The following is a 21,016-nucleotide window of genomic DNA, read 5'->3' on the forward strand; positions in this document are numbered from 1 at the left end:
AAATGCCACCACGACGGAAGGTCCGTTATCCATGGCGCGCCCCGCGCCCGGATAGGGTGATCACTTCGGCAGGTCTCCTGACTTGCGGGTCATCGCTTTGCCGGGCCTTCCCTCGGGCGTGTGGCCCGAAGTGGCATATGCCGGCATCGCTCTCCGCTCACAGTTGCGGGGGCAGTCGCGGATTTGGCCATCTTCATGGCCGCACCGCAGTTCCCTATTACCCGGACGGCACACCGCCCGAGACCGAAGCAACCCCGGCGATATAGCGCGAATCCGAGTCTGTAAAGGGTTAAGCGCTAACGGATCAGGATGGCGCGGAAGTCGTTCACGTTGGTCAGGGTGGGGCCGGTCACGACCTGGTCGCCCAGTGCGCCGAAGAACCCATGCGCGTCGTTGCGGGCCAGGGCACTGTCCGGGTCCAGTTTCATGGCGCGGGCCCGCGCAACTGTGTCGGGGGTGATCGTGGCACCGGCCACCTCGGCGATGCCATCGACCCCGTCGGTGTCGCAGGCGAGGGCGTGGATGCCCGGCGCGCCGGCCAGTGCCAGCGCCAGCGCGAGGCAGTATTCCGCGTTTGGCCCGCCGCTGCCGTCGCCGCGCCGGGTCACGGTCAACTCGCCGCCCGAGAGGATCAGCAGGGGCGGGGCCGTCCCGCCGCCCCGGCTGCGCTGCAGGCCCAGGGCCAGCGTGGCGTGCTGGTCGGCCACATCGCGCGCCTCGCCTTCGATATCGGCGCCCAGAAGCATCACTTCAATCCCCTCGGAGCGGGCCAGAACCGCCGCGGCCTCCAGCGATTGCGAAGGGGCGGCGTAAACGACATTCTCCACCCGCGACAAGCGCGGATCATCCGGCCGCACCGGTGCGCCACCTTTGGCCAGATGTGCCGCGACCGCCGGTGGTGGCGTCACGCCCCAGTCCGCCAGAACCTCTGCGGCCCGGACAACATCGCCGGCATCGCCGACCGTGGGGCCGCTCGCGATATGAGCGGGATCGTCGCCAGGGACATCCGAAACCATCAGCGCCAGCATCCGCGCCGGGTAGGCCGCAGCCGCCAGCCGCCCGCCCTTGACCGCCGAAAGTTGCTTGCGCACGCCGTTGATCTCGGAAATCGGGGCACCGCTGGCCAGCAGGTCGCGGGCCACGGCCTGCTTGTCGCTCAGGGTCAGCCCCTTGGCCGGGGCACAAAGCAGGGCCGACCCGCCCCCGGAGATCAGCGCCAGGACGAAATCATCTGCACCCAGCCCTGCAACAAGCGCCAGCATCCGCCGCGTCGCCGCCACCCCGGCTGCATCGGGTACCGGATGAGCGGCCTCGACGACCTCGATGCCCTGGCAGGGGCGGGCGTGGCCATAGCGGGTGATGACCAGCCCCTCGCACGGGCCCCACGCGGCCTCGACCGCCTCGGCCATGCGGGCGCTGGCCTTGCCCGCGCCGATGACCACGACCCGCCCGCCGGGTTTCGGCGGCAGATGCGCGGCCAGGCTGCGCATCGGGTCGGCCACTTCGACCGCGCGGTCGAACAACCGTCGCAGAAGGGCGGTGTCGGTCTCTCTGTCATCCATATCAGCGATATTGCCCAAAGCGTTTCGCGCATAAAGCCCCAAACCCGGTTTCCTTGGGGCATGGATACCGCGGGTGAGTCGGCCCATGGCCGACGGGGGCAGCGCCCCCTCGCCGCCGCCATCCGCCAAGGCGCCGGCCCTGAGTAGTCGCAGAACGGGCAGTCCCGCACCGAGGCGGAAGGGGATCTGATGGGGGGAAATGGTGGGCGACCCTGGAATCGAACCAGGCATGGGTCTCCCCGGCGGAGTTACAGTCCGCTGCCGCACCTTGCAGCTCGTCGCCCGACGCTGGGGGTGGATAGCCTTGGGGCTTTGGGCCGTCAACACCATTTTGCCCCGCGCCCTTGCGGTTTTTCACAGACCGCCCCATGACGGGGAAAAGGAGAGCGCCATGAAGAAACCCAAATGGGTCGTCGAGAAGGAACAGGCCCGGCGCAAGGCCGCGGCAGAAACCGTCTGGCTGTTCGGCATTCACGCGGTGCGCGATGCGCTGATGAACCCGGCCCGCGAAAAATTGCGGCTCGTCGTGACCAAGAACGCGCTGGACCGGCTGGGCGAGGCGGTGGCCCATGGCCCCGCCCCCGAAATCAGTGATGCGCGCAGGTTCGCGGCCCCCATCGACCCGCAATCGGTGCATCAGGGCGCGGCACTGGAGGTCAGGCCGCTCGATTGGGGCAAGCTGGCCGATGCCTGCTATCCGGACGGTGCTGCGCGGGTGGTTCTGCTGGACCGGGTGACCGACCCGCATAACGTGGGCGCGATCCTGCGCTCGGCCGAGGTGTTCGGCGCAAAGGCGGTGATCGCGGTGCAGCGTCATTCGGCCCCCGAGACCGGGGCCCTGGCCAAGACGGCCTCGGGCGCACTGGAACGTCAGCCCTACCTGCGGGTGAAGAACCTCGCCGCCGCCATGGAAGAGCTGAAAGCCATAGGTTACCTCGTGCTGGGCCTGGCCGGCGAGGCCGGGGACAGTATCGAAACGGCCCTGGCGGGGCAGACGGACCGCCCGGTGGCGCTGGTCCTGGGCGCGGAGGGGCCGGGATTGCGCGAGAAAACCCGGGCCACCTGCGACAAACTGGTGAAAATCGACTTCGCGGGGCCGTTCGGGTCGCTCAATGTCTCCAACGCGGCGGCGGTTGCCCTATATGCAAGTCAGCAGCGCTGAGGAGAGCCCATGCCCGCCCGAAAGATCGCCACCTGCTGTTACTGCGGCACCCGTGCTGCGCTGGTCCTGAAAGGGCGCGACCGGCACGAGCTGGCCTGTTCCAGCTGCGGGGCGCCGCTGCATGATCTCAAGCAGATGCCGATGTCTGGATCAGGGCCGGCCGGGGCAACCGCGCCACGGGCGACGCCCGCCCGCCCGGCCCCGAGGCCGACCCACCCCAAGGCGGACTGGGGGCGCCCGGAACGGCCGAAGCGCAAGAAGAAACGCAAGGGCGGCAAGCGCGCGAAGAAGATATTCGAAGAGATCTGGGACGTGGTCGAAGACATCTTCGACTGATCACCCCGCATCACGTCCCGGCGAGCAGGCTGTCACAGGTCTTTCCCCGGGCGGCCGGGGCGCTCAGATTGACCGAGATGCTAGACAACGGGACCCGATCCATCATGCCGACACGCCGCACACTTTTGGCTGGAGCGCTTTGTGCCCCGCTCTCCCTGACCCTGGGAAGCCGGGCGCTGGCGCGCGAGCCCGAGATTTTCAGCACCGACGACATGGCGATCAACGGCGCCGATCCGGTCGCCTATTTCGAGGGTGCCGGGCCGGTCGGAGGCCTGGCCGCGCATCGGCTGATGTGGCGCGGGGCCATGTGGTATTTCGCCGATGACGCCAACCGCCGGGCTTTCGAACGCGACCCGGAGCGCTTCGCCCCGGTATTCGGCGGTTATTGCGCCTTCGCGGCCTCGCGCGGCTATCTCGCGCCGACGATCCCCGAGGCCTGGACGCTGCATCAAGACCGCCTCTACCTGAACGCCAACCTGCGGGCGCGTGCGCTCTGGTTGCAGGATGTCGAGGGCAATATCGCAAAGGGGCAGGAGAACTGGCCGGGCATCCTGGGCTGAGTTCACATTTTCCTGAGCGGCCTTTTTCCGGCATGGCGCCTACTTATGTAAGGCAATGAAGCAAGAGCGCGGAACGCCTTGCTTCTCTCACTGTCCCTCGTTCCGTACCTGTGCGCCCAAGGTTCCCACCTTGGGCGCTTTTTTCTTCGCCCCGTGCGGGCTAGCCTGCGGCCATGACATACAGCGACTCGCATCTGCGCCGGATTCTCGACCGTGCCCATACCATCGCCATCGTCGGGGTCAGCGCGAACCCGGTGCGCCCGTCCTATTTCGTGGCCCGCTACCTGGGGCTGAAGGGCTATCGGGTGATCCCGGTCAATCCGGGCCTGGCGGGCCAGGAAGTGCTGGGCGAGACGGTCCATGCCAGCCTGTCGGACGTGCCCGATGACGTGGACATGGTCGATATCTTCCGCCGCTCCGACGCGGTGCCACCCATCGTGGACGAGGCGCTGGCGCGGTGGCCGGACCTGCAGACGATCTGGATGCAGATCGGTGTCGTCCATGAGGGCGCGGCGACCAAGGCCGAGGCGCGCGGCGTCGACGTGGTCATGGATCTGTGCCCCAAGATGGAATACCAGCGCCTGTGCGGCGAGCTGTCGCGCGGCGGGATCAATACCGGGCGCATCTCGTCCATGCTCTAGGGGCGCTGCCCCTCTTGGCCTGCGGCCAATTCACCCCGGGATATTTACCGGTCCAGAGAAAGGGTCAGGATTCGATGTCGGCCGCCAGGCGCAATTCGCGCATGGGGCGCACCACGTCGATGCAGGCCTGGTAGGTGGGGTGCGCCTTGTATCGCGCGAGGGCCGCGTCATCGGCGAATTCGGCATAGACCACCACGTCGACCGCGTTGCCTGTCAGTTGGTCCGCATTGAGGGACCGGCGCACTTCGAACGTGTCATGTTCGGGGATCGTGGCAAGCATGTTCAGCCCGTCCTCGATCTTCTGCACATCCGCCGGATCCCTGGCGGAAAAGAACACGATATGGCGGATCATCGGTTGGCCTTCTCTTCGATACCGCTTTGCTTCTGGCGACTGGCAAGTTCCGCTTCAATGTCCGAAAGTGTCACACCCCGCGCGGCGCACATGACCAGCAGGTGATAGAGCGCGTCCGCGGCTTCGGCGGTCAGCCGCTCGCGGTCGTTTCTGACCGCTTCGATGATCGCCTCGACCGATTCCTCGCCGAATTTCTCGGCGGCCTTGTCGGGGTTGGACAGCAGCCTGGCGGTCCAGCTGGTGTCGGGGTCGGCCCCCTTGCGGGCGGCGATGGTGGCGGCAAGATCTGTCAGGCTCATGTCATTCTCATGGGGATGCCGGCGGCGGCCATATGGGCCTTGGCCTCGGCGATGGTGTAGGTGCCGAAATGGAAGATCGAGGCGGCGAGAACGGCGCTGGCATGGCCCTCGGTGACGCCCTCGACAAGGTGATCCAGCGTGCCGACGCCGCCCGAGGCGATGACGGGGATATTGACCGCGTCCGCGATCGCGCGGGTCAGCGGCAGGTTGAAACCCGCCTTGGTTCCGTCCCGGTCCATCGAGGTCAGCAGGATTTCCCCGGCGCCTTTCTCGGCGGCGGTGACGGCGAATTCGACGGCGTCGATCCCGGTGGGCTTGCGCCCGCCATGGGTGAAGATTTCCCATCGGGCCGGACGCCCGTTTCGTGGGTCCCCCGGTTCCACTGTCTTGGCGTCGATGGCGCAGACGATGCATTGCGAGCCGAACCGCAGGGCGGCCTCGGTCAATACATCGGGGTTGGCCACGGCGGCGGAGTTGAAGCTGACCTTGTCGGCGCCGGCCAGAAGCAGTTTGCGCACGTCCTCGTGGCTGCGCACGCCGCCGCCGATGGTCAGCGGCATGAAGACCTGTTCGGCCGTACGGGTGGCGAGGTCATACATGGTGCCACGGTTTTCATGGGTGGCGTGAATGTCGAGGAAACACAACTCGTCGGCGCCGGCCGCGTCATAGGCGCGAGCGGCATCCACGGGGTCGCCCGCGTCGATCAGGTCGACGAAGTTAACGCCCTTGACCACGCGGCCATCGGCCACGTCGAGGCAGGGGATGATGCGGGTCTTGAGCATGGGCTACCGGTGTTTTGCGCGACGGGTCTCGGTGCGTCTTATGCCCCAGCCTGCCAGCAGAAGGAAGAACCCGATCAGCGCCAGCAGGAGACCGGGCGGTATCGCCCAGAGCAGGCGGTAACTGGCCGCCATCGGGCCGTTGATGGACCGGCCGAACAGGATGCAGCCGGTGCTGCCGGCCTCGTTCACGGAGCATCCCTCAAGGACGCTGGCCAACGTGCTGGCCGAAAGCGGCAGGACCACGGGGACGAGACCGACAAGCAGGGTGGCCAGCCCGAGCAGGCGCAGGGTGCGGCCCAAGGCGTCAGCCCCGCAGCAGATCGAGCGCCGCGCCCAGGTCGATCGCCCCGTCATAGAGCGCGCGGCCCGAAATGGCGCCGGAGATTGCCCCCGTAGCCTTGAGCGCTGCCAGATCGTCGAGCGACGAAACACCGCCCGATGCGATGACGGGAATGCTGACGGCGCGGGCCAGCGCCTCGGTCGCCGGGATATTGGGGCCGCCCATGGCCCCGTCGCGGTCGATGTCGGTGTAGATGATGGCCGCCACGCCCGCATCTTCGAAGGATTTGGCAAGGTCGGTGGCGTCCACGTCGGTTTCCTCGGCCCAGCCCTTGGTGGCGACGCGGCCCTGGCGCGCGTCGATGCCCACGGCGACATGGCCGGGGAAGGCGCGGGCGGCTTCGCGCACCAGGTCGGGGTTTTCCACGGCCACGGTGCCCAGGATCACCCGTTCAAGCCCCTTGGACAGCCACATCTCGATCGTGGCCATGTCGCGGATACCGCCACCAAGCTGGGCCGGCACATTGCACTCGCGCAGGATCGCCTCGACCGGGGCGGCATTGACGGGGCTGCCGGCAAAGGCGCCGTTGAGGTCCACAAGGTGCAGCCATTCGCACCCGGCCTTGACGAAATCGCGGGCCTGGGCGGCGGGGTCCTCGTTGAAGGTGGTGGATTTCTCCATGTCGCCGCGCAGCAGGCGCACGGCGTGGCCGTCCTTGAGGTCGATGGCTGGATACAGGATCATGGCGGAGTCTCCGGCGGGTTTTCGGCCCTTATGCACGACGCGGGCGCGGATGCAACGCGACCCCACGTCAGCCTTGATCGGACCACGGTCCTCGGCACAGGCTGTGGCCCAGTTTCTGGGAGGAAAGAAAGATGAAAAAGACACTGACCCTTGCCGCAGCCCTTGCGGGGTTCGCATCGCTTGCCGCAGCCGACCCTGCCGAGGGGATCTGGCAGACCCAGGTGGACGATCGCGCCTATGCCTACGTGACCATGTCGACCTGTGGCAGCGCGGTTTGCGGGACGATCAGCCGGACCTTCAACTCCGATGGCGAATACCAGTCCGAGAATATCGGCCGCCAGATCGTCATCGACATGGTGCCGCAAGGCGGCGGGTCCTACGAGGGCAGCGTGTGGCGCCCCTCGAACGACAAGATCTATATCGGCAAGATGGACCTGAACGGTGATCGGCTGAGCCTGAGGGGCTGCGTCCTCGGCGGATTGATCTGCGCAAATCAGACCTGGGCGCGCATCCAGTAAGGCTGGGGCCGAATTTCGCAGCGGGTGTCTCCGGGGCACTGAGGTTGCCCGTTTCGGCTTTCTGGCGGCTGAAAACGAAAAAAGCGGTGACGCCAGGGAGGAGGAGGGGCGCCACCGCTTCTTCGTGTCACGTCCGACCAGGGAGGAGGAGAGGCCGAACGATCCTAACTTGGGTGAAGGTGCGGCGATGCCAGGGAGGAGGAGAGGCACCGCCGCGTCTTCTGTTCGGTGCGCCGCTCAGGGAGGAGGAGAGAGCGGAACACCTGTTTCAGGGCTTCAGGGAGGAGGAGAGAAGCCCCGATTCTTGAATTACAGTTCTTCGGCAGCCTGTTGGGCGATGCCGGGGATCATCGAACGGTGAATGCCCATATCCGCGAGATCGCGGTCGCTGACGCGGGACAGTTCATCGTAAGTGGTGCGGTAGACCTTGCGCTTTGCGGCGCGCAGGGCGAGGGCTTCGCGCAGTCTGGCAAACCGCTCCGAGAGGGAGGGGCCGTGAACGCGGATATCGGTAATGTGTGCCATGGTGGCCTCTTTCGTTTCGGTTTTCGTTTCGGAGCGTTCTGCGTCGTTCGAGACTGAAGATAGGCGAATGCTGCAATTGCACAATCCTCCGATTGGTCAATGCTGCTATGCAGAAAGTGCATGGGGATGTGCTTGAAATTCAGGCACCTGTGCACATTGGGCAGGATAACGTAGGGGAAGCTTTGCTCTCCGCTCAATTCGTGACATCTGTTGCAGGGCTTTGAGGCGAATTATGTATCCGGGATACAGCAAAAGGGGGCTTTCATGTCTGTCACCAAGGAATCGGTACTGGATGTCCTGTCACGTCTGACCCTGCCTGATGGCGGCGATCTGGTTTCGCGGGACCTGGTGCGCGCGGTTACCGTGGACGGCGCTGCGGTGCGTTTCGTGATCGAGGCGCCGTCGCCCGAAGCGGCGCAGGGCATGGAGCCCGTGCGGCAGGCCGCCGAAGCGGCGGTGAAACAGGTGCACGGTGTGGAAAGCGTTTCGGCGCTGCTGACCGCCCATGGCCCCGCCGCCGCCCCGAAGAAGGCCCCTGCCGGCGAGCCGCCAAGCCTCAAGATCGGGCGGCACCCGACGCCGCAGTCGGGACCGCAGGGCGTGCCGGGTGTGGATCGGATCATCGCCGTGGGATCCGGCAAGGGCGGGGTGGGGAAATCCACCGTCGCCTCGAACCTTGCCGTTGCGCTTGCCCGCGAGGGGCGCAAGGTCGGCCTTCTGGACGCCGATATCTACGGCCCCAGCCTGCCACGCATGATGGGCGTCAGCAAACGCCCGGCCAGCCCCGACGGCAAAACGATCATCCCGCTTCAGGCGCATGGCGTCACGGTCATGTCCATCGGGCTGATGGTCGACCCGGATACGGCCGTGGTCTGGCGCGGCCCCATGTTGATGGGGGCGCTGCAACAAATGCTGACCCAAGTGGAATGGGGTGATCTGGATGTGCTGATCGTCGATCTGCCGCCGGGCACCGGCGATGTGCAACTGACCCTGTGCCAGAAGACCCATCTGACCGGCGCGGTGGTCGTGTCCACGCCACAGGATGTGGCGCTGCTGGATGCGCGCAAGGCGATCGACATGTTCAACACGCTGAAAACGCCGATCCTCGGGCTGGTCGAAAACATGTCCACCTATATCTGCCCCAATTGCGGGCACGAGGCGCACCTGTTCGGCCATGGCGGTGTCGCGAAAGAGGCCGAGAAACTTGGCGTGCCATTCCTGGCCAGCCTGCCGGTCGACCTGGACACGCGGCTGGCCGGCGACAACGGCGTGCCCATCGCAGCGACCGACAGCGCCATGGGCAAGGCCTATGGTGAACTGGCCCGGCGCTTCGTTGACGGGGGAATGGGGTGATCATCCGCCCGGCGGTGGCCTCAGACTGGCCCGCAATCTGGGCAATGCTGGAGCCGGTCTTCCGGGCGGGAGAGACCTATGCCGTGGACCGCGACATTTCCGAGGGCGCGGCGCGGGCGATGTGGCTCGATGGCCCCGCGGCGACCTTCGTGGCCGAAGAGGCCGGTTTGCTGGGCACATATTACATAAAGACGAACCATGGCGGCGGTGCCTCCCATGTCTGCAACTGCGGGTATGTCACCGATACGGCGGCCCGAGGCAGGGGCGTGGCGCGGGCCATGTGCCTGCACTCGCAGGAGCGCGCGCGGGCGATGGGTTATCGCGCCATGCAGTTCAACCTTGTGCTGGCCTCGAACACAGGGGCGGTGCGGCTCTGGGAAACCCTGGGCTTCGGGATCGTCGGCACCTTGCCGGAGGCCTTCGACCACCCCGCGCTCGGGCCGGTCGATGCCTACGTGATGTGGAAGGCGCTCTGACAGGGTGGGAAACCCTGGGACAGGCCCGAATTTCGAATCACTTCCAGCTGGGAAAGAGGGGCTGAACCCCATGAATCTGCCTTGAAACCTGCCGGAATACCCGGTTAGTGAGGTTGTCGTGCAATTTTTTCGGCACTTCATGGAACCTTTGCGAATGCCCTATATATGGTGTCTTGAGCAGATAAATCCACTCTATATGCCAAGAAAATCCTATTTTCACCACTTCATCTTGTTCTAAGGCAGTGCGAAAATCAGCATGTTGTGCCATGCATTCCCAAAAAATCCTTTGCTTCCCATGTTTTCCCATGGCACAAACTTGGACAAGGAAGACGGGAAGACATTTCGGGGCACCCAAACGACCCCACCGACACAAAGTCAGGTTTCATACAGGCACCCGCTTTCCTTGAACAAAGAGATCCGGCGCGCGAGCGAGCAGACATCCCCCCAGGTGGCGCGCGCAGTCGGACATCCCGGAAACGGGACGAGGGCGGCGGATCGGACAGTGGCAGCAGTCCGATCCGCCGTTTTCGGTTTCAGCCACCTGCGGGGGAGAGGCAGCGAGAGGGGACCGCGGGGCAGTGGTTCTGAGTTTCAGAGGCGAATTCAACCAGAAGGTTGACAGCAAGGGCCGCATGTCGGTCCCGGCTGATTTTCGCGCTGTGCTCGTTGATGGCGACCCGCGCTGTCCGGAAAACCCCCTGCCGCGCATGGTCGTGCTGCACGGACCGCACCTTAAAAACTGTCTTCATGCCTACACGATCGAAGCCATGGCTGAGATCGAGGAGGGCATCCGCAAGCTTCCCCGTGGCTCGGTCGAGCGCAAGCGCGCCAGCCGCATGATCCTTGGCAAATCCTGGGATACCGAGGTCGACAAGGATGGCCGCATCGTCCTGCCCCAGCGCTTGCGCCAGCAGATCGGGCTGGAGGGCGAGGCCGTGATGGTCGCCATGGGGGATTATTTCGAGATCTGGAATGCCGCCACCTATGACGAGGTCGAGGCCGCCGAGACCGAGGAATGGCTGGATGGTCTGCCCGAGGACTTCGATCCCCTTACCCTGATCGATCCACTCGGTGACGAGGGCTAGACGATGGGGGCCGCTGCCAACGATACCCCGCATATTCCCGTTCTGATCGGGCCGCTGATCGCGGCTTGCGCGCCGATTTCGGGCACCTGGCTGGATGGCACCTTTGGCGCGGGCGGCTATACGCGGGAACTGCTGGCGGCCGGTGCGGACAGGGTCATCGGTGTGGATCGAGATCCATCGGTTTTCAAAATGGCACAATGGGCCAAGGACGACCCGCGTATTGAGCTGGTCGAAGGCACATTTTCCGATCTTGATGATTATGGCCGTGATCTGGACGGGATCGTGTTGGACCTTGGTGTCTCCTCGATGCAGCTGGACCAGGCCGAGCGTGGTTTCTCTTTCATGAAGGACGGGCCGCTGGATATGCGTATGGGGGCTGATGGCCCCAGCGCTGCCGATATCGTCAACACCGCCGACGAACAGGAGATTGCCGACGTCCTGTTCACCTATGGCGAAGAACGCGCGAGCCGACGGATCGCCAGGAAAATCGTGGCCCATCGCGCTGACGCGCCCATCGAGACAACGTTGCAGCTGGCCCGGGTTATCGAGTCCTGCCTGCCGCGCCCGAAGCCGGGGCAAAGCCACCCGGCGACGCGGTCCTTCCAGGCGATCCGCATCGCGGTGAACGACGAATACGGGCAGTTGGCCGACGGCCTGATGGCCGCTGAACGCGCGCTGAAGCCGGGCGGGCACCTCGCCGTCGTAACTTTCCATTCGGTCGAGGATCGCATGGTCAAGCGTTTCTTCCAGGAACGCGCCGGAAAACGCGCGAGCGTCAATCGCTATGCCCCTGATATCGAGCAAGAAAAGCCGGCCTTCGAGATCGTGACAAAGAAGGCGGTTGGCCCGGACGAGTCCGAACTGGCCGCCAATCCCCGTGCCCGCAGTGCCAAGCTGCGCGTCGCGCGGCGCACCGACGCGCCCGCCGCGCCGGTCGATCGCGGCAAGCTGGGGATGCCGCAGTTGAAAAGGGACAGGTAATGCGTTCTTTTCTTTATATCTTTTCTGCACTTGCCGTGGTCGCGCTGGGCTTTTGGGCCTATCGCGAGAATTACACGACGCAAGAAGCCATGCGCGAGGTGCGCGACCTGCATCGCGAGATCGGCACGGCGCATGAACGGCTGCAGGTGTTGCGTGCCGAATGGGCCTATCTGAACCGTCCCGACCGGCTGCGGGACCTCGCGGAGCTGAATTTCGAGCGGCTGCGCCTGCTGCCGTTGATGCCGGACGCCTTCGGCAAGGTCGCCCAGATCGCTTATCCGGCGGCGCCACTCTTTCCGATCACCAACCCCATCGAAGTCTCGAGTGACAACGACCCCGCCGAGGAGGACCAGCCATGATCCGCACGCCGCTGCGCCCGCTGGCACGTATCCTCAAGGCCCGCGACCAGGGCGAGAATCCGGACCGGATCGAAGCCGAGAACCGCCGTCTGCGGCATGAGCAGATGCAGGACCGCGCCCGTCAGCGCGCCGAGGGGCGCTTGCTGGTGCTGGCGGGGATGTTTTTCCTCGCCTTCTGCACGATCGGACTGCGTATGGGCGTGCTGGCCGGCACCGTGCCCGAGGAACCCACCGCCCAGGCGAGGGGCAATCCGATCATCGGCCAGCGCGCCGATATCCTGGACCGAAACGGGCGCATCCTGGCCACCAACCTGCAGACCCATAGCCTCTATGCCCAGCCGCCCCAGATGGTGGATCCCGAAAAGGCTGCGACCGAACTCGCCGCGATCTTCCCGGAACTGGATGCCGAAGAACTGCTGGAGGACTTCACCGGCGAGCGCCGCTTCCTTTGGATTCGCCGCGAGATCAGCCCCGAACAGATGCAGGCGGTGCATGATATCGGCGATCCGGGCCTGCTCTTCGGCCCGCGCGAGATGCGGCTTTATCCCAATGGGGCACTGGCCGCGCATATCCTTGGCGGCGCTTCCTACGGGCGCGAGGGCGTCAGCAGCGCCGAGGTGATCGGCGTGGCCGGGGTCGAGAAATTCTTCGATGACCAGTTGCGCGACCCGGCCAACGAGGGCGCGCCGCTACACCTTTCCCTGGACCTGACGGTTCAGGCGGCCTCGGAACGGGTGTTGCAGGGCGGCATGATGCTGATGAATGCCAAGGGCGCCAGCAGCGTGTTGATGGACGTTCATACGGGCGAGGTCATCTCGATGTTGTCGCTGCCCGATTTCGACCCCAATGACCGGCCGCGCGTGCTGACCGAGGGCGACCAGGGCGACAGCCCGCTGTTCAACCGCGCGGTGCAGGGCGTCTATGAGCTGGGCTCGGTCTTCAAGATCTTCACCGTGGCGCAGGCGATGGAGCTTGGCCTCGTCAATCCCGATACGGTGATCGACACCAGCGGGCCGCTGACCTGGGGCCGGTTCCGCATCCGCGATTTCCGCGACTACGGCGACGAATTGAGTGTCAGCGAGGTGATCGTCAAATCCTCCAATATCGGCACGGCGCGTATCGCCCAGACGATCGGCGCGGAACGTCAGCGCGATTTCCTCGGGCAGCTGGGATTCCTCGAACCGACCCCGGCGGAGATGGTCGAGGCCCCCACGGGTGTGCCGCTTCTGCCGCCCAACTGGTCCGAAATATCGACGATGACGATTTCCTATGGCCACGGGCTGTCCTCGTCTCCGCTGCACCTGGCGGCGGGCTATGCCAGCCTGCTCAATGGTGGAACGCGGGTAGAGCCGACCCTGCTGCGCCGGGACCGGCCGCAGCGCGGCCCGCGCGTGGTCAGCGAAGAGGTCTCCGCCGCCGCCCGTCTGATGCTGCGCCAGGTCGTGTCCGAGGGCACCGCGTCCTTCGGCGATGTCGAGGGTTACGCGGTGGGCGGCAAGACCGGCACCGCCGACAAGCCGCGCCCCACAGGTGGCTACTACGAGGACAAGACAATCGCGACCTTCGCCAGCGTCTTTCCCGCCGATGATCCGGAATATGTGCTGATCGTCACGCTGGACGAGCCACAGATCGAGGCGCTGGGCGAAACCCGCCGCACCGCTGGCTGGACCGCCGTGCCGGTCGCCGCCGAGATGATCCGCCGCGTCGCGCCGCTTCTGGACATGCGGCCGGACGTTGAAACCCTGACCCCGGTGGGTGTAACACTCACCTCGAACTGAGGCGGGGGCGAGCGCATGGGCAGCACGGGCCAGAAAACCATGAACCTGACGGCCCTGGGCCTGACCGCGCGCGGCGGGGCCGAGGCCGTCGTGACAGGCCTGGCCGTCGACAGCCGCGAGGTGACCGATGGCACGCTGTTCTTCGCCTTGCCGGGCAACCGCGTGCATGGCGGCGAATTCATTCAATACGCCCTGCGGATGGGGGCAACGGCGGTTCTGACCGATGCCGAGGGCGAGCGGATCGCCGCCGATGAATTGGCTGGCTCCAAAGCCGCGCTGATCATCAGTGAGGACCCCCGGCAGGCCTTGGCGCAAACCGCCTCGCTCTGGTTCGGGGCCCATCCGGAAACCGTGGTCGCGGTCACCGGCACCAACGGCAAGACCTCGATCAGCAGTTTTTGCCGCCAGATCTGGATCGAGATGGACCTCCCCGCTGTCAACCTCGGCACCACGGGCGTCGAAGGGGCCTGGACCCATCCGCTCCGCCATACCACGCCCGAACCGATCACCCTGCACCGCGTTCTGGCCGAGGCGCGCGCCAACGGCATCACCCATGTGGCGATGGAGGCGTCCAGCCACGGGCTGGACCAGCGGCGGTTGGACGGCATCCTGCTGTCCGCGGCGGGATTTTCGAATTTCACCCAGGATCACCTGGATTACCATGAAACTTTCGAGGCTTATTTCGAGGCCAAGATGGGCCTGTTCACCCGTGTCCTGCCCGATGATGGGGTGGCGGTGATCAACCTTGACGACCCCAAGCTGCGCGAGGCCGCGCAGGTGGCCGAGCATCGCGGCCAAGAGGTCATCGGTGTTGGCCGCCACGAGGATGCGCGGCTGCGTCTTCTCGGCCAGCGCTTCGATGCCACGGGGCAGGAGCTGCGCTTCGACTGGCAGGGCCGCAGCCACATGGCGCGGTTGTCGCTGATCGGCGGTTTTCAGGCTGAAAACGTTCTGCTGGCGGCGGGTTTGTGCATCGCCGCCGGGGCCGATGCGGACGAGGTGTTCCAGACCCTGCCGCATCTGCGCACGGTGCGTGGCCGGATGCAGCTGGCCGCGACGCGCGAGAATGGCGCCAGTGTCTTCGTGGATTATGCCCATACGCCCGATGCGGTGGCCACCGCGCTTCAGGCCATGCGCCCGCATGTGATGGGCCGCCTCGTGGCCATCATCGGCGCCGGCGGCGACCGCGACCCGGGCAAGCGCCCGTTGATGGGGCAGGCAGCGGCAGAGAACGCGGACCTTGTTTTCGTGACCGATGACAACCCCCGCAGCGAGGATCCCGCGGTGATCCGGGCCGCGGTGATGCAGGGCTGTCCCGAGGCGATCGAGGTCGGTGACCGGGCCGAAGCGATCCTGCGCGGGGTCGATGCGCTGGGCCCGGGCGACGCGCTGCTGATTTGTGGCAAGGGGCACGAGACCGGCCAGATCGTGGGCGATGATGTGCTGCCCTTCGACGATGCCGAACAGGCCAGTGTCGCGGTGGCTGCGCTGGATGGGCGGCTCTGATGTCGCTCTGGACCGCAGGCGAGGCCGCAACGGCCACGGGGGGCGACGCCTCTGCCGATTTCACCGCCACCGGCGTCAGCATCGACACGCGGACCTTGCAGCCCGGTGACCTGTTCGTCGCGCTGAAGGCCGAGCGGGACGGGCACGATTTCGTGGCCAAGGCCTTCGAGGCCGGGGCTGCCGCGGCCCTTGTAACCCATCGCCCTGACGATGTGCCCGCCACGGCGCCACTCGTGATCGTGCCCGATGTGTTGCAGGCGCTTGAGGCGCTGGGCCGCGCGGCCCGCGCCCGGACCCGGGCCCGCGTTCTGGGCATCACCGGATCGGTGGGCAAGACCAGCGCCAAGGAAATGGCCCGAACGGTGCTGTCTGCGCAGGGCCGCACCCATGCCGCCGAGGCCAGCTACAACAACCACTGGGGCGTCCCGCTCACGCTAGCCCGGATGCCCGCCGATGCCGAATTCGCGGTGATCGAGATCGGCATGAACGCCCCGGGCGAGATCGAGCCGCTGGCAAAAATGGCCCGCCCGCATGTCGGCCTGATTACCACCATCGCCGCCGCCCACCTGGAGGCCTTCGGCAGCCTCGAAGGCATCGCGACGGAGAAGGCCTCGATCTTCGAAGGGCTGGAAGAGGGCGGCACGGCGATTTTCGACGGCGACCTTCCGGTCTCGCAGTTGCAGCGGATCGAAGGGCCGGCCGGGACGGCCGGCGGACCCGTCCTGCGGTTCGGAACGGATGCGAGCTGCCATTTCCGCTTGCGTGACGTGCGCCTGGCCGAAGGGCGCACGATTGCCCAGGCCGATACGCCCGCCGGGCCGTTGACCTACAAGCTGGATACGGCGGGACGGCATTTTGCCATGAACAGCCTTGGCGTCCTCGCCGCCGTTGAGGCCTTGGGTGGTGACCTGGTGCGTGCGGCGATGGACCTGTCCCGCTGGGAACCACCGGCCGGGCGCGGCACGTTGGAAACGGTGGTCCTCGATCCGGCCAACCGCGGCGAGGCGCTGTCGCTTCTCGATGATGCGTTCAACGCCAATCCCGCCTCGCTTGCCGCCGCGCTGGAGGTTCTGGCCTCTTACACGCCCACCGATGGGGTGGGGCGCACCGTCAAGGGCCGTCGGGTGGCGATCCTTGGGGACATGCTGGAACTGGGAAGCGACGAAATGGACCTGCATGCGGCGGTGGCCGACGATCCGTTCATGGCGGATATTCATCTTGTCCATTGCGCCGGACCCCGGATGCGGGCGCTCTACGATGCCCTGCCCGATGAAAAACGCGGGCAGTGGGCCGAAACGGCGGATGATCTGACCGCCAACCCCAGCCGGCTGGTCGATGCCGGCGATGTCGTGCTGGTCAAGGGCTCCAAGGGGTCGCTCGTCTCTCGCGTCGTTGACGCCATACGCAAACTGGGGCATCGGGACGCCCTGTAACGCCTGCAAGAGCAGAGGAACGCGCACATGTTGTATTGGTTGACCGCCCTGTCCGATGGAGGGGATTTCTATAACCTCTTCCGCTACATCACCTTCCGGGCGGGGGGCGCGTTCTTCACGGCTCTGATCTTCGGCTTCGTTTTCGGCAAACCGCTGATCAACGTGCTGCGCAAGCGGCAGGGAAAGGGCCAGCCCATTCGCGACGATGGCCCCGAGGGCCATGTGGCAAAGGCGGGCACGCCCACCATGGGCGGGCTGCTGATCGTGGGCGCGCTGCTGACGGCCACGCTGCTTTGGGCGCGGCTGGACAATCCCTTCGTCTGGATGGTGCTGTTCGTGACCATGGCCTATGGCGCGATCGGCTTTGCCGACGATTACGCCAAGGTCAGCAAGCAGAACACGGCCGGGGTGCCGGGCAAGGTGCGGCTGCTGCTGGGTTTCCTGATCGCCGGGATCGCGGGCTGGTGGGCGGCGCAATACCACCCGGCCGAACTGACCAACCAACTGGCGTTGCCCTTCTTCAAGGACCTGCTGGTCAATCTGGGCGTGCTGTTCATCCCCTTCGCGATCATCGTCATCGTCGGGGCAGCCAATGCGGTGAACCTGACCGACGGGCTGGACGGGCTGGCGGTCATGCCGGTGATGATCGCCGCGGGCACCTTCGGGATCATCGCCTATGCGGTGGGCCGCACCGACTTTACCGAATATCTTGACGTCCATTACGTGCCCGATACCGGGGAATTGCTGATCTTCACGGCCGGGCTGATCGGCGGCGGGCTGGGCTTTCTGTGGTATAACGCGCCGCCGGCCGCCGTTTTCATGGGCGATACCGGGTCGCTGGCCCTGGGCGGCGCGCTGGGCGCCATCGCCGTGGCCACCAAGCACGAGATCGTGCTGGCCATCGTCGGCGGGCTTTTCGTGCTGGAGGCGCTGAGCGTCATCATCCAGGTGGTCTATTTCAAGCGCACCGGCAAACGCGTCTTCCTCATGGCACCGATCCACCACCATTACGAAAAGAAAGGCTGGGCCGAGCCGCAGATCGTCATCCGATTCTGGATCATCTCGCTGATCCTCGCCTTGATTGGCCTCGCGACGCTGAAGGTGCGGTGATCGGTCAACCCGGCTGGTTTGACCGGGTGCGGGAAAGCGACCGGCAAAGCCGATTGCGGCCTCACACCCCCGTCAGTCCGGGCGCTGGCCCTGCGGCGCCAACGCGTGTGCCGCGCGTCCAACCCATCTTGCCAGTCGACTGCGCTTTGGGCAGGTTGGCGGCCATGTCCGAAACGGGTCGAGGGGGCCATTTACCATGATTCCAGTGCGCGGTGTCGCGGGCCAGAGGATTGCCGTTCTGGGGCTGGGCCGGTCGGGCCGGGCGGCGGTGATCGCCTTGCAGGCCGGCGGGGCCGAGGTGGTGGCCTGGGATGATGGCCCCGAGGCCGAGAACCGCGCCGCCGAGCTGGGCGTCGCCCTGCGCGATCTGACGAAACCGGGCGCCTATGAGGGGGTGGCGATGCTGATAACCTCGCCCGGTATTCCGCATCTTTACCCGGCGCCGCATCCGGCCATTGCGCGGGCCTGGGACGAGGGCTGCCCGGTGGACAACGATATCGGGCTGTTCTTCCGGTCGCTTGCGGGCGGTGAATGGGATGAGTTCGACCAGCCGCCGCGCGTCGTCGCCGTGACTGGCTCGAACGGAAAATCCACGACCAGCGCGCTGATCCACCACATCCTCGATCATGCCGGGCGGCCCTGCCAACTGGCGGGCAATATCGGGCGCGGGGTGCTGGATATCGAGCCGCCCCATGATGGCGAGGTGATCGTGCTGGAGCTGAGCAGCTACCAGACCGACCTTGCCCGCGCCCTGACACCGGACGTGGCGGTCTTCACCAACCTGACCCCCGATCACCTGGACCGCCACGGCGGGCCGGGGGGCTACTTCGCGGCCAAGCGTCGGCTCTTTGCCGAGGGCGGGCCGGATCGCGCGGTGGTCGGTGTTGATGAACCCGAAGGACGCTACATGGCCAACCAGCTGGCAACCGGGCCGGCGGATGACCGGGTGATCCGGGTGTCCACCGGCAAACTGACCGGCGAGGGCTGGTTCGTCTTCGCGCGCAAGGGGTTCCTCGCGGAATGGCGCAAGGGGCGGCAGGTGGCCTCGATCGACCTGCGTGCCATTCCCGGCCTTCCGGGGCAGCACAATCACCAGAACGCCTGCGCCGCCTATGCGGCCTGCCGGACGCTGGGTCTGGCCCCGCGCCTGATCGAACAGGCGCTGCATTCCTTTGCCGGGTTGCCCCATCGCAGCCAGCTGATCGCCGAGATCGGTGGCGTGCGTTACGTCAATGACAGCAAGGCGACCAACGTGGACAGCGCGGCCAAGGCGCTGGCGGCCTTCGACAGGATTCGCTGGATCTGCGGCGGGCTGGAAAAGGATGGCGGGCTGGGGGCGCTGCTGCCGGCCACCGGATCGGTGGTCAAGGCCTATGTGATCGGGCGCGAGGCGGCGGATTTCGCCATGCAGCTGAAGGGCGTGGAGGTCGAGGTCTGTACCGAGATGGGCACCGCCGTGGCCCGCGCGGCCGAAGAGGCCCAGCCGGGAGAGACCGTCTTGCTGGCGCCGGCGGCCGCCTCTTTCGACCAGTATGACAGTTTCGAAAAGCGCGGCGAGGATTTCGCCGCGCAGGTCGCCAAGCTGGAGGCGTAGGTCAGCTGCCCGTGACGATGGTGGCGGGACAGCCGGGCCGGGCGTTGGTCAGGCCCAGACGTTCGCCATTCACGACGATCTGCCAGCGGGTCTCGCCCCCCGAGGCAAGCACCTTGGAATAGCTGCAGCCATTCGCGGCGACCAGCCATTCCAGCCCACCCGTGACCACGACCTGCCCGCCCGAGGCAGAGGCATAACGCACGGGGCTATCGGCCATGGCCATTGTGGCGGAAAGGCCGAGCGCGGCCAGGGCTGTGACGACGAAATTCGGTTTCATGACGGCTCCTCAATGCGGCTATGAGATAGGACTCAGCCTGTTCAACCTCCGCGGCAGGAGAAAGGCGCAAATGTGGCAAACATGGGCGCATGGGCGACAATCCGCGACGAATGCGCAGGATCATGCGCGGTTTTCGGCAATCGCCCGCCCGGCGGCATGGGCCGAGGACCAGGCCCATTGGAAGTTGTAGCCGCCCAGCCAGCCGGTGACATCCACCGCCTCGCCGATGAAATGCAGCGCAGGCAGGGCCTTCACCGCCATGGTTCGCGAGGACAGTGCATCCGTGTCGATCCCGCCCAGCGTGACCTCGGCGGTGCGGTAGCCTTCGGTGCCCGAGGGCCGGACCTGCCAATCGGTCAGCGCATCGCACAGCCCGCGCAGACGGGCATCGGACCAATCGGCGATATTCCCCGACAGGTCATGCAGTCCCGCCAGGTGATCGACCAGCCGGCCGGGCAGGGGCAGCAGACCCGACAGGCCCTTGCGGCCGGCCCTCTGGCGCGCGGTGCGCAGGGTCTCGAACAGGTCTTCGGCAGGGGCCAGGTTCAGCGACAGGGCCTCGCCCTCGTGCCAGTAATTCGAGATTTGCAGCATGGCCGGGCCGGACAACCCGCGATGGGTAAACAGCAGCGCCTCGTCGAAGCTGGTGCCGTCCTCGGCGGCCACGCGCACCGGGGCCGAGACCCCGGACAGGCCCGCAAAGGGATTGTCGGAAAACGTGAAGGGCACCAACCCGGCGCGGGTCGGCGTGACCGGCACGTCGAACTGGCGGGCGATGTCATAAGCCAGCCCCGTCGCGCCCATCTTGGGAATCGACTTGCCCCCGGTCGCCACGACCAGATTGCGGGCCGTCACGTTCTGGCGTCGCCCCTCGCGGTCGAGGGTCACGTGAAACCGCGCCCCGTCATGGGTGATCTCGCCGATCTCGGTGCGCAGCCACAGATCCGCCCCCGCCGTTGTCATTTCATCGAGCAGCATGCGGATGATGTCCTTGGCGGCGCTGTCGCAAAAAAGTTGCCCCAGCGTCTTTTCGTGCCAGGCGATGCCGTGACGGCCCACAAGGTCGATGAAATCCCACTGGGTGTAGCGCGCCAGTGCCGACTTGCAGAAATGCGGGTTGGCCGACAGGAAATTGTCCGGTCCGGCATAGAGGTTGGTGAAATTGCAGCGCCCGCCCCCGGAAATGCGGATCTTCTCGCCCGGCGCCTTGGCATGGTCCACGACCAGCGTGCCGGGCCCCGCATGGGCCGCACAGTGCAGGCCGGCGGCTCCGGCCCCAAGGATGAGCGTGTCTACCTGCATG

At 66.1% G+C, this 21,016-nt stretch carries 25 protein-coding genes, 1 tRNA gene and 1 riboswitch; of the genes, 15 read left to right on the forward strand and 11 right to left on the reverse strand.

Annotated features, from left to right (window positions below; all coding sequences use genetic code 11):
* Positions 1-50: 50 nt before the first annotated feature.
* Positions 51-263: riboswitch (cobalamin riboswitch) on the reverse strand.
* 33 nt (positions 264-296) lie between these two features.
* Both DFK10_RS07690 and DFK10_RS16460 read right to left on the reverse strand, forming a co-directional pair.
* Positions 297-1,562: a glycerate kinase type-2 family protein gene (locus DFK10_RS07690; protein WP_109388443.1), complete on the reverse strand. Its 1,266-nt coding sequence runs from the start codon at positions 1,560-1,562 to the stop codon at positions 297-299.
* 200 nt (positions 1,563-1,762) lie between these two features.
* Positions 1,763-1,846, reverse strand: a tRNA-Tyr gene (locus DFK10_RS16460).
* 107 nt (positions 1,847-1,953) lie between these two features.
* Between DFK10_RS16460 and rlmB the strand changes: the two genes are divergently transcribed.
* The 4 genes from rlmB to DFK10_RS07710 all read left to right on the forward strand — a co-directional run bounded on the left by rlmB (position 1,954) and on the right by DFK10_RS07710 (position 4,261).
* On the forward strand, positions 1,954-2,724 hold the full coding sequence (gene rlmB, locus DFK10_RS07695) for a 23S rRNA (guanosine(2251)-2'-O)-methyltransferase RlmB (RefSeq protein WP_109388292.1): 771 nt from the start codon (positions 1,954-1,956) through the stop codon (positions 2,722-2,724).
* 9 nt (positions 2,725-2,733) lie between these two features.
* Positions 2,734-3,060: a hypothetical protein gene (locus tag DFK10_RS07700; RefSeq protein ID WP_109388294.1), complete on the forward strand. Its 327-nt coding sequence runs from the start codon at positions 2,734-2,736 to the stop codon at positions 3,058-3,060.
* Between the two features lie 104 nt (positions 3,061-3,164).
* On the forward strand, positions 3,165-3,620 hold the full coding sequence (locus DFK10_RS07705) for a YHS domain-containing (seleno)protein (RefSeq protein ID WP_109388296.1): 456 nt from the start codon (positions 3,165-3,167) through the stop codon (positions 3,618-3,620).
* Between the two features lie 173 nt (positions 3,621-3,793).
* A complete protein-coding gene (locus DFK10_RS07710; RefSeq protein WP_109388298.1) occupies positions 3,794-4,261 on the forward strand; it encodes a CoA-binding protein in 468 nt (155 codons plus the stop codon).
* Positions 4,262-4,325: 64 nt separating this feature from the next.
* On the opposite strand, the gene DFK10_RS07715 is transcribed toward DFK10_RS07710, so the two are convergent.
* The 5 genes from DFK10_RS07715 to hisA are packed head-to-tail and all read right to left on the reverse strand — an operon-like array spanning position 4,326 to position 6,718.
* Positions 4,326-4,613 carry a Dabb family protein gene (locus DFK10_RS07715; protein WP_109388300.1) on the reverse strand — a complete coding sequence of 96 codons (288 nt, stop codon included), beginning with the start codon at positions 4,611-4,613 and terminating at the stop codon, positions 4,326-4,328.
* Entirely contained in the window at positions 4,610-4,912 is a 303-nt protein-coding gene (locus DFK10_RS07720; RefSeq protein WP_109388302.1) for a phosphoribosyl-ATP diphosphatase, read from the reverse strand. The genes DFK10_RS07715 and DFK10_RS07720 overlap by 4 nt, the downstream gene beginning before the upstream one ends.
* Positions 4,909-5,694, reverse strand: coding sequence for an imidazole glycerol phosphate synthase subunit HisF (gene hisF, locus DFK10_RS07725; protein ID WP_109388304.1), 786 nt, complete (start codon positions 5,692-5,694; stop codon positions 4,909-4,911). Before hisF ends, DFK10_RS07720 begins: the two co-directional genes overlap by 4 nt.
* Positions 5,695-5,697: 3 nt before the next feature.
* On the reverse strand, positions 5,698-5,994 hold the full coding sequence (locus DFK10_RS07730; RefSeq protein WP_109388306.1) for a hypothetical protein: 297 nt from the start codon (positions 5,992-5,994) through the stop codon (positions 5,698-5,700).
* A 4-nt stretch (positions 5,995-5,998) separates the two neighbouring features.
* Positions 5,999-6,718, reverse strand: coding sequence for a 1-(5-phosphoribosyl)-5-[(5-phosphoribosylamino)methylideneamino]imidazole-4-carboxamide isomerase (gene hisA / locus DFK10_RS07735; protein ID WP_109388308.1), 720 nt, complete (start codon positions 6,716-6,718; stop codon positions 5,999-6,001).
* 131 nt (positions 6,719-6,849) lie between these two features.
* Here hisA and DFK10_RS07740 point away from each other — a divergent pair, with 131 nt between their 5' ends.
* Positions 6,850-7,236, forward strand: coding sequence for a DUF2147 domain-containing protein (locus DFK10_RS07740; RefSeq protein ID WP_109388310.1), 387 nt, complete (start codon positions 6,850-6,852; stop codon positions 7,234-7,236).
* A 309-nt stretch (positions 7,237-7,545) separates the two neighbouring features.
* Here DFK10_RS07740 and DFK10_RS07745 read toward each other — a convergent pair whose 3' ends face one another.
* Positions 7,546-7,761, reverse strand: coding sequence for a DUF1127 domain-containing protein (locus DFK10_RS07745; RefSeq protein ID WP_109388312.1), 216 nt, complete (start codon positions 7,759-7,761; stop codon positions 7,546-7,548).
* Positions 7,762-8,025: 264 nt separating this feature from the next.
* On the opposite strand from DFK10_RS07745, the gene DFK10_RS07750 reads away from it, so the two are divergent.
* Positions 8,026-9,114 carry an Mrp/NBP35 family ATP-binding protein gene (locus DFK10_RS07750; RefSeq protein ID WP_109388314.1) on the forward strand — a complete coding sequence of 363 codons (1,089 nt, stop codon included), beginning with the start codon at positions 8,026-8,028 and terminating at the stop codon, positions 9,112-9,114.
* Positions 9,111-9,590 carry a GNAT family N-acetyltransferase gene (locus tag DFK10_RS07755; protein ID WP_109388316.1) on the forward strand — a complete coding sequence of 160 codons (480 nt, stop codon included), beginning with the start codon at positions 9,111-9,113 and terminating at the stop codon, positions 9,588-9,590. The genes DFK10_RS07750 and DFK10_RS07755 overlap by 4 nt, the downstream gene beginning before the upstream one ends.
* A 37-nt stretch (positions 9,591-9,627) precedes the next feature.
* On the opposite strand, the gene DFK10_RS16225 is transcribed toward DFK10_RS07755, so the two are convergent.
* Positions 9,628-9,858: a hypothetical protein gene (locus DFK10_RS16225; protein WP_146193245.1), complete on the reverse strand. Its 231-nt coding sequence runs from the start codon at positions 9,856-9,858 to the stop codon at positions 9,628-9,630.
* A gap of 310 nt (positions 9,859-10,168) precedes the next feature.
* On the opposite strand from DFK10_RS16225, the gene mraZ reads away from it, so the two are divergent.
* The 8 genes from mraZ to murD all read left to right on the forward strand — a co-directional run bounded on the left by mraZ (position 10,169) and on the right by murD (position 19,436).
* Entirely contained in the window at positions 10,169-10,675 is a 507-nt protein-coding gene (mraZ, locus tag DFK10_RS07760) for a division/cell wall cluster transcriptional repressor MraZ (RefSeq protein ID WP_109388318.1), read from the forward strand.
* A 3-nt stretch (positions 10,676-10,678) separates the two neighbouring features.
* The gene (gene rsmH / locus DFK10_RS07765) at positions 10,679-11,656 is read left to right on the forward strand and encodes a 16S rRNA (cytosine(1402)-N(4))-methyltransferase RsmH (RefSeq protein ID WP_109388320.1); all 978 of its coding nucleotides are present in this window, start codon (positions 10,679-10,681) and stop codon (positions 11,654-11,656) included.
* On the forward strand, positions 11,656-12,015 hold the full coding sequence (gene ftsL, locus DFK10_RS07770) for a cell division protein FtsL (RefSeq protein WP_109388322.1): 360 nt from the start codon (positions 11,656-11,658) through the stop codon (positions 12,013-12,015). Before rsmH ends, ftsL begins: the two co-directional genes overlap by 1 nt.
* Positions 12,012-13,793: a peptidoglycan D,D-transpeptidase FtsI family protein gene (locus DFK10_RS07775; protein WP_109388324.1), complete on the forward strand. Its 1,782-nt coding sequence runs from the start codon at positions 12,012-12,014 to the stop codon at positions 13,791-13,793. Before ftsL ends, DFK10_RS07775 begins: the two co-directional genes overlap by 4 nt.
* A 15-nt stretch (positions 13,794-13,808) precedes the next feature.
* Entirely contained in the window at positions 13,809-15,299 is a 1,491-nt protein-coding gene (locus tag DFK10_RS07780) for a UDP-N-acetylmuramoyl-L-alanyl-D-glutamate--2,6-diaminopimelate ligase (protein ID WP_109388326.1), read from the forward strand.
* Positions 15,299-16,732: a UDP-N-acetylmuramoyl-tripeptide--D-alanyl-D-alanine ligase gene (locus tag DFK10_RS07785; protein WP_109388328.1), complete on the forward strand. Its 1,434-nt coding sequence runs from the start codon at positions 15,299-15,301 to the stop codon at positions 16,730-16,732. Before DFK10_RS07780 ends, DFK10_RS07785 begins: the two co-directional genes overlap by 1 nt.
* Before the next feature lie 27 nt (positions 16,733-16,759).
* Positions 16,760-17,842 carry a phospho-N-acetylmuramoyl-pentapeptide-transferase gene (gene mraY, locus DFK10_RS07790; RefSeq protein ID WP_109388330.1) on the forward strand — a complete coding sequence of 361 codons (1,083 nt, stop codon included), beginning with the start codon at positions 16,760-16,762 and terminating at the stop codon, positions 17,840-17,842.
* 196 nt (positions 17,843-18,038) lie between these two features.
* Positions 18,039-19,436 (forward strand): UDP-N-acetylmuramoyl-L-alanine--D-glutamate ligase, encoded by a 1,398-nt coding sequence (gene murD / locus DFK10_RS07795; protein ID WP_109388332.1) that lies wholly within the window; start codon positions 18,039-18,041, stop codon positions 19,434-19,436.
* Position 19,437: 1 nt separating this feature from the next.
* On the opposite strand, the gene DFK10_RS07800 is transcribed toward murD, so the two are convergent.
* Together DFK10_RS07800 and DFK10_RS07805 are read right to left on the reverse strand one after the other, a co-directional pair.
* Positions 19,438-19,713: a hypothetical protein gene (locus tag DFK10_RS07800; protein WP_109388334.1), complete on the reverse strand. Its 276-nt coding sequence runs from the start codon at positions 19,711-19,713 to the stop codon at positions 19,438-19,440.
* Positions 19,714-19,833: 120 nt separating this feature from the next.
* A complete protein-coding gene (locus DFK10_RS07805) occupies positions 19,834-21,015 on the reverse strand; it encodes a BaiN/RdsA family NAD(P)/FAD-dependent oxidoreductase (RefSeq protein ID WP_109388336.1) in 1,182 nt (393 codons plus the stop codon).
* Between the last annotated feature and the right edge of the window lies 1 nt (position 21,016).

The sequence above is a fragment of the Salibaculum griseiflavum genome (genome assembly GCF_003129565.1).
Taxonomy (GTDB): Bacteria; Pseudomonadota; Alphaproteobacteria; order Rhodobacterales; family Rhodobacteraceae; genus Salibaculum; species Salibaculum griseiflavum.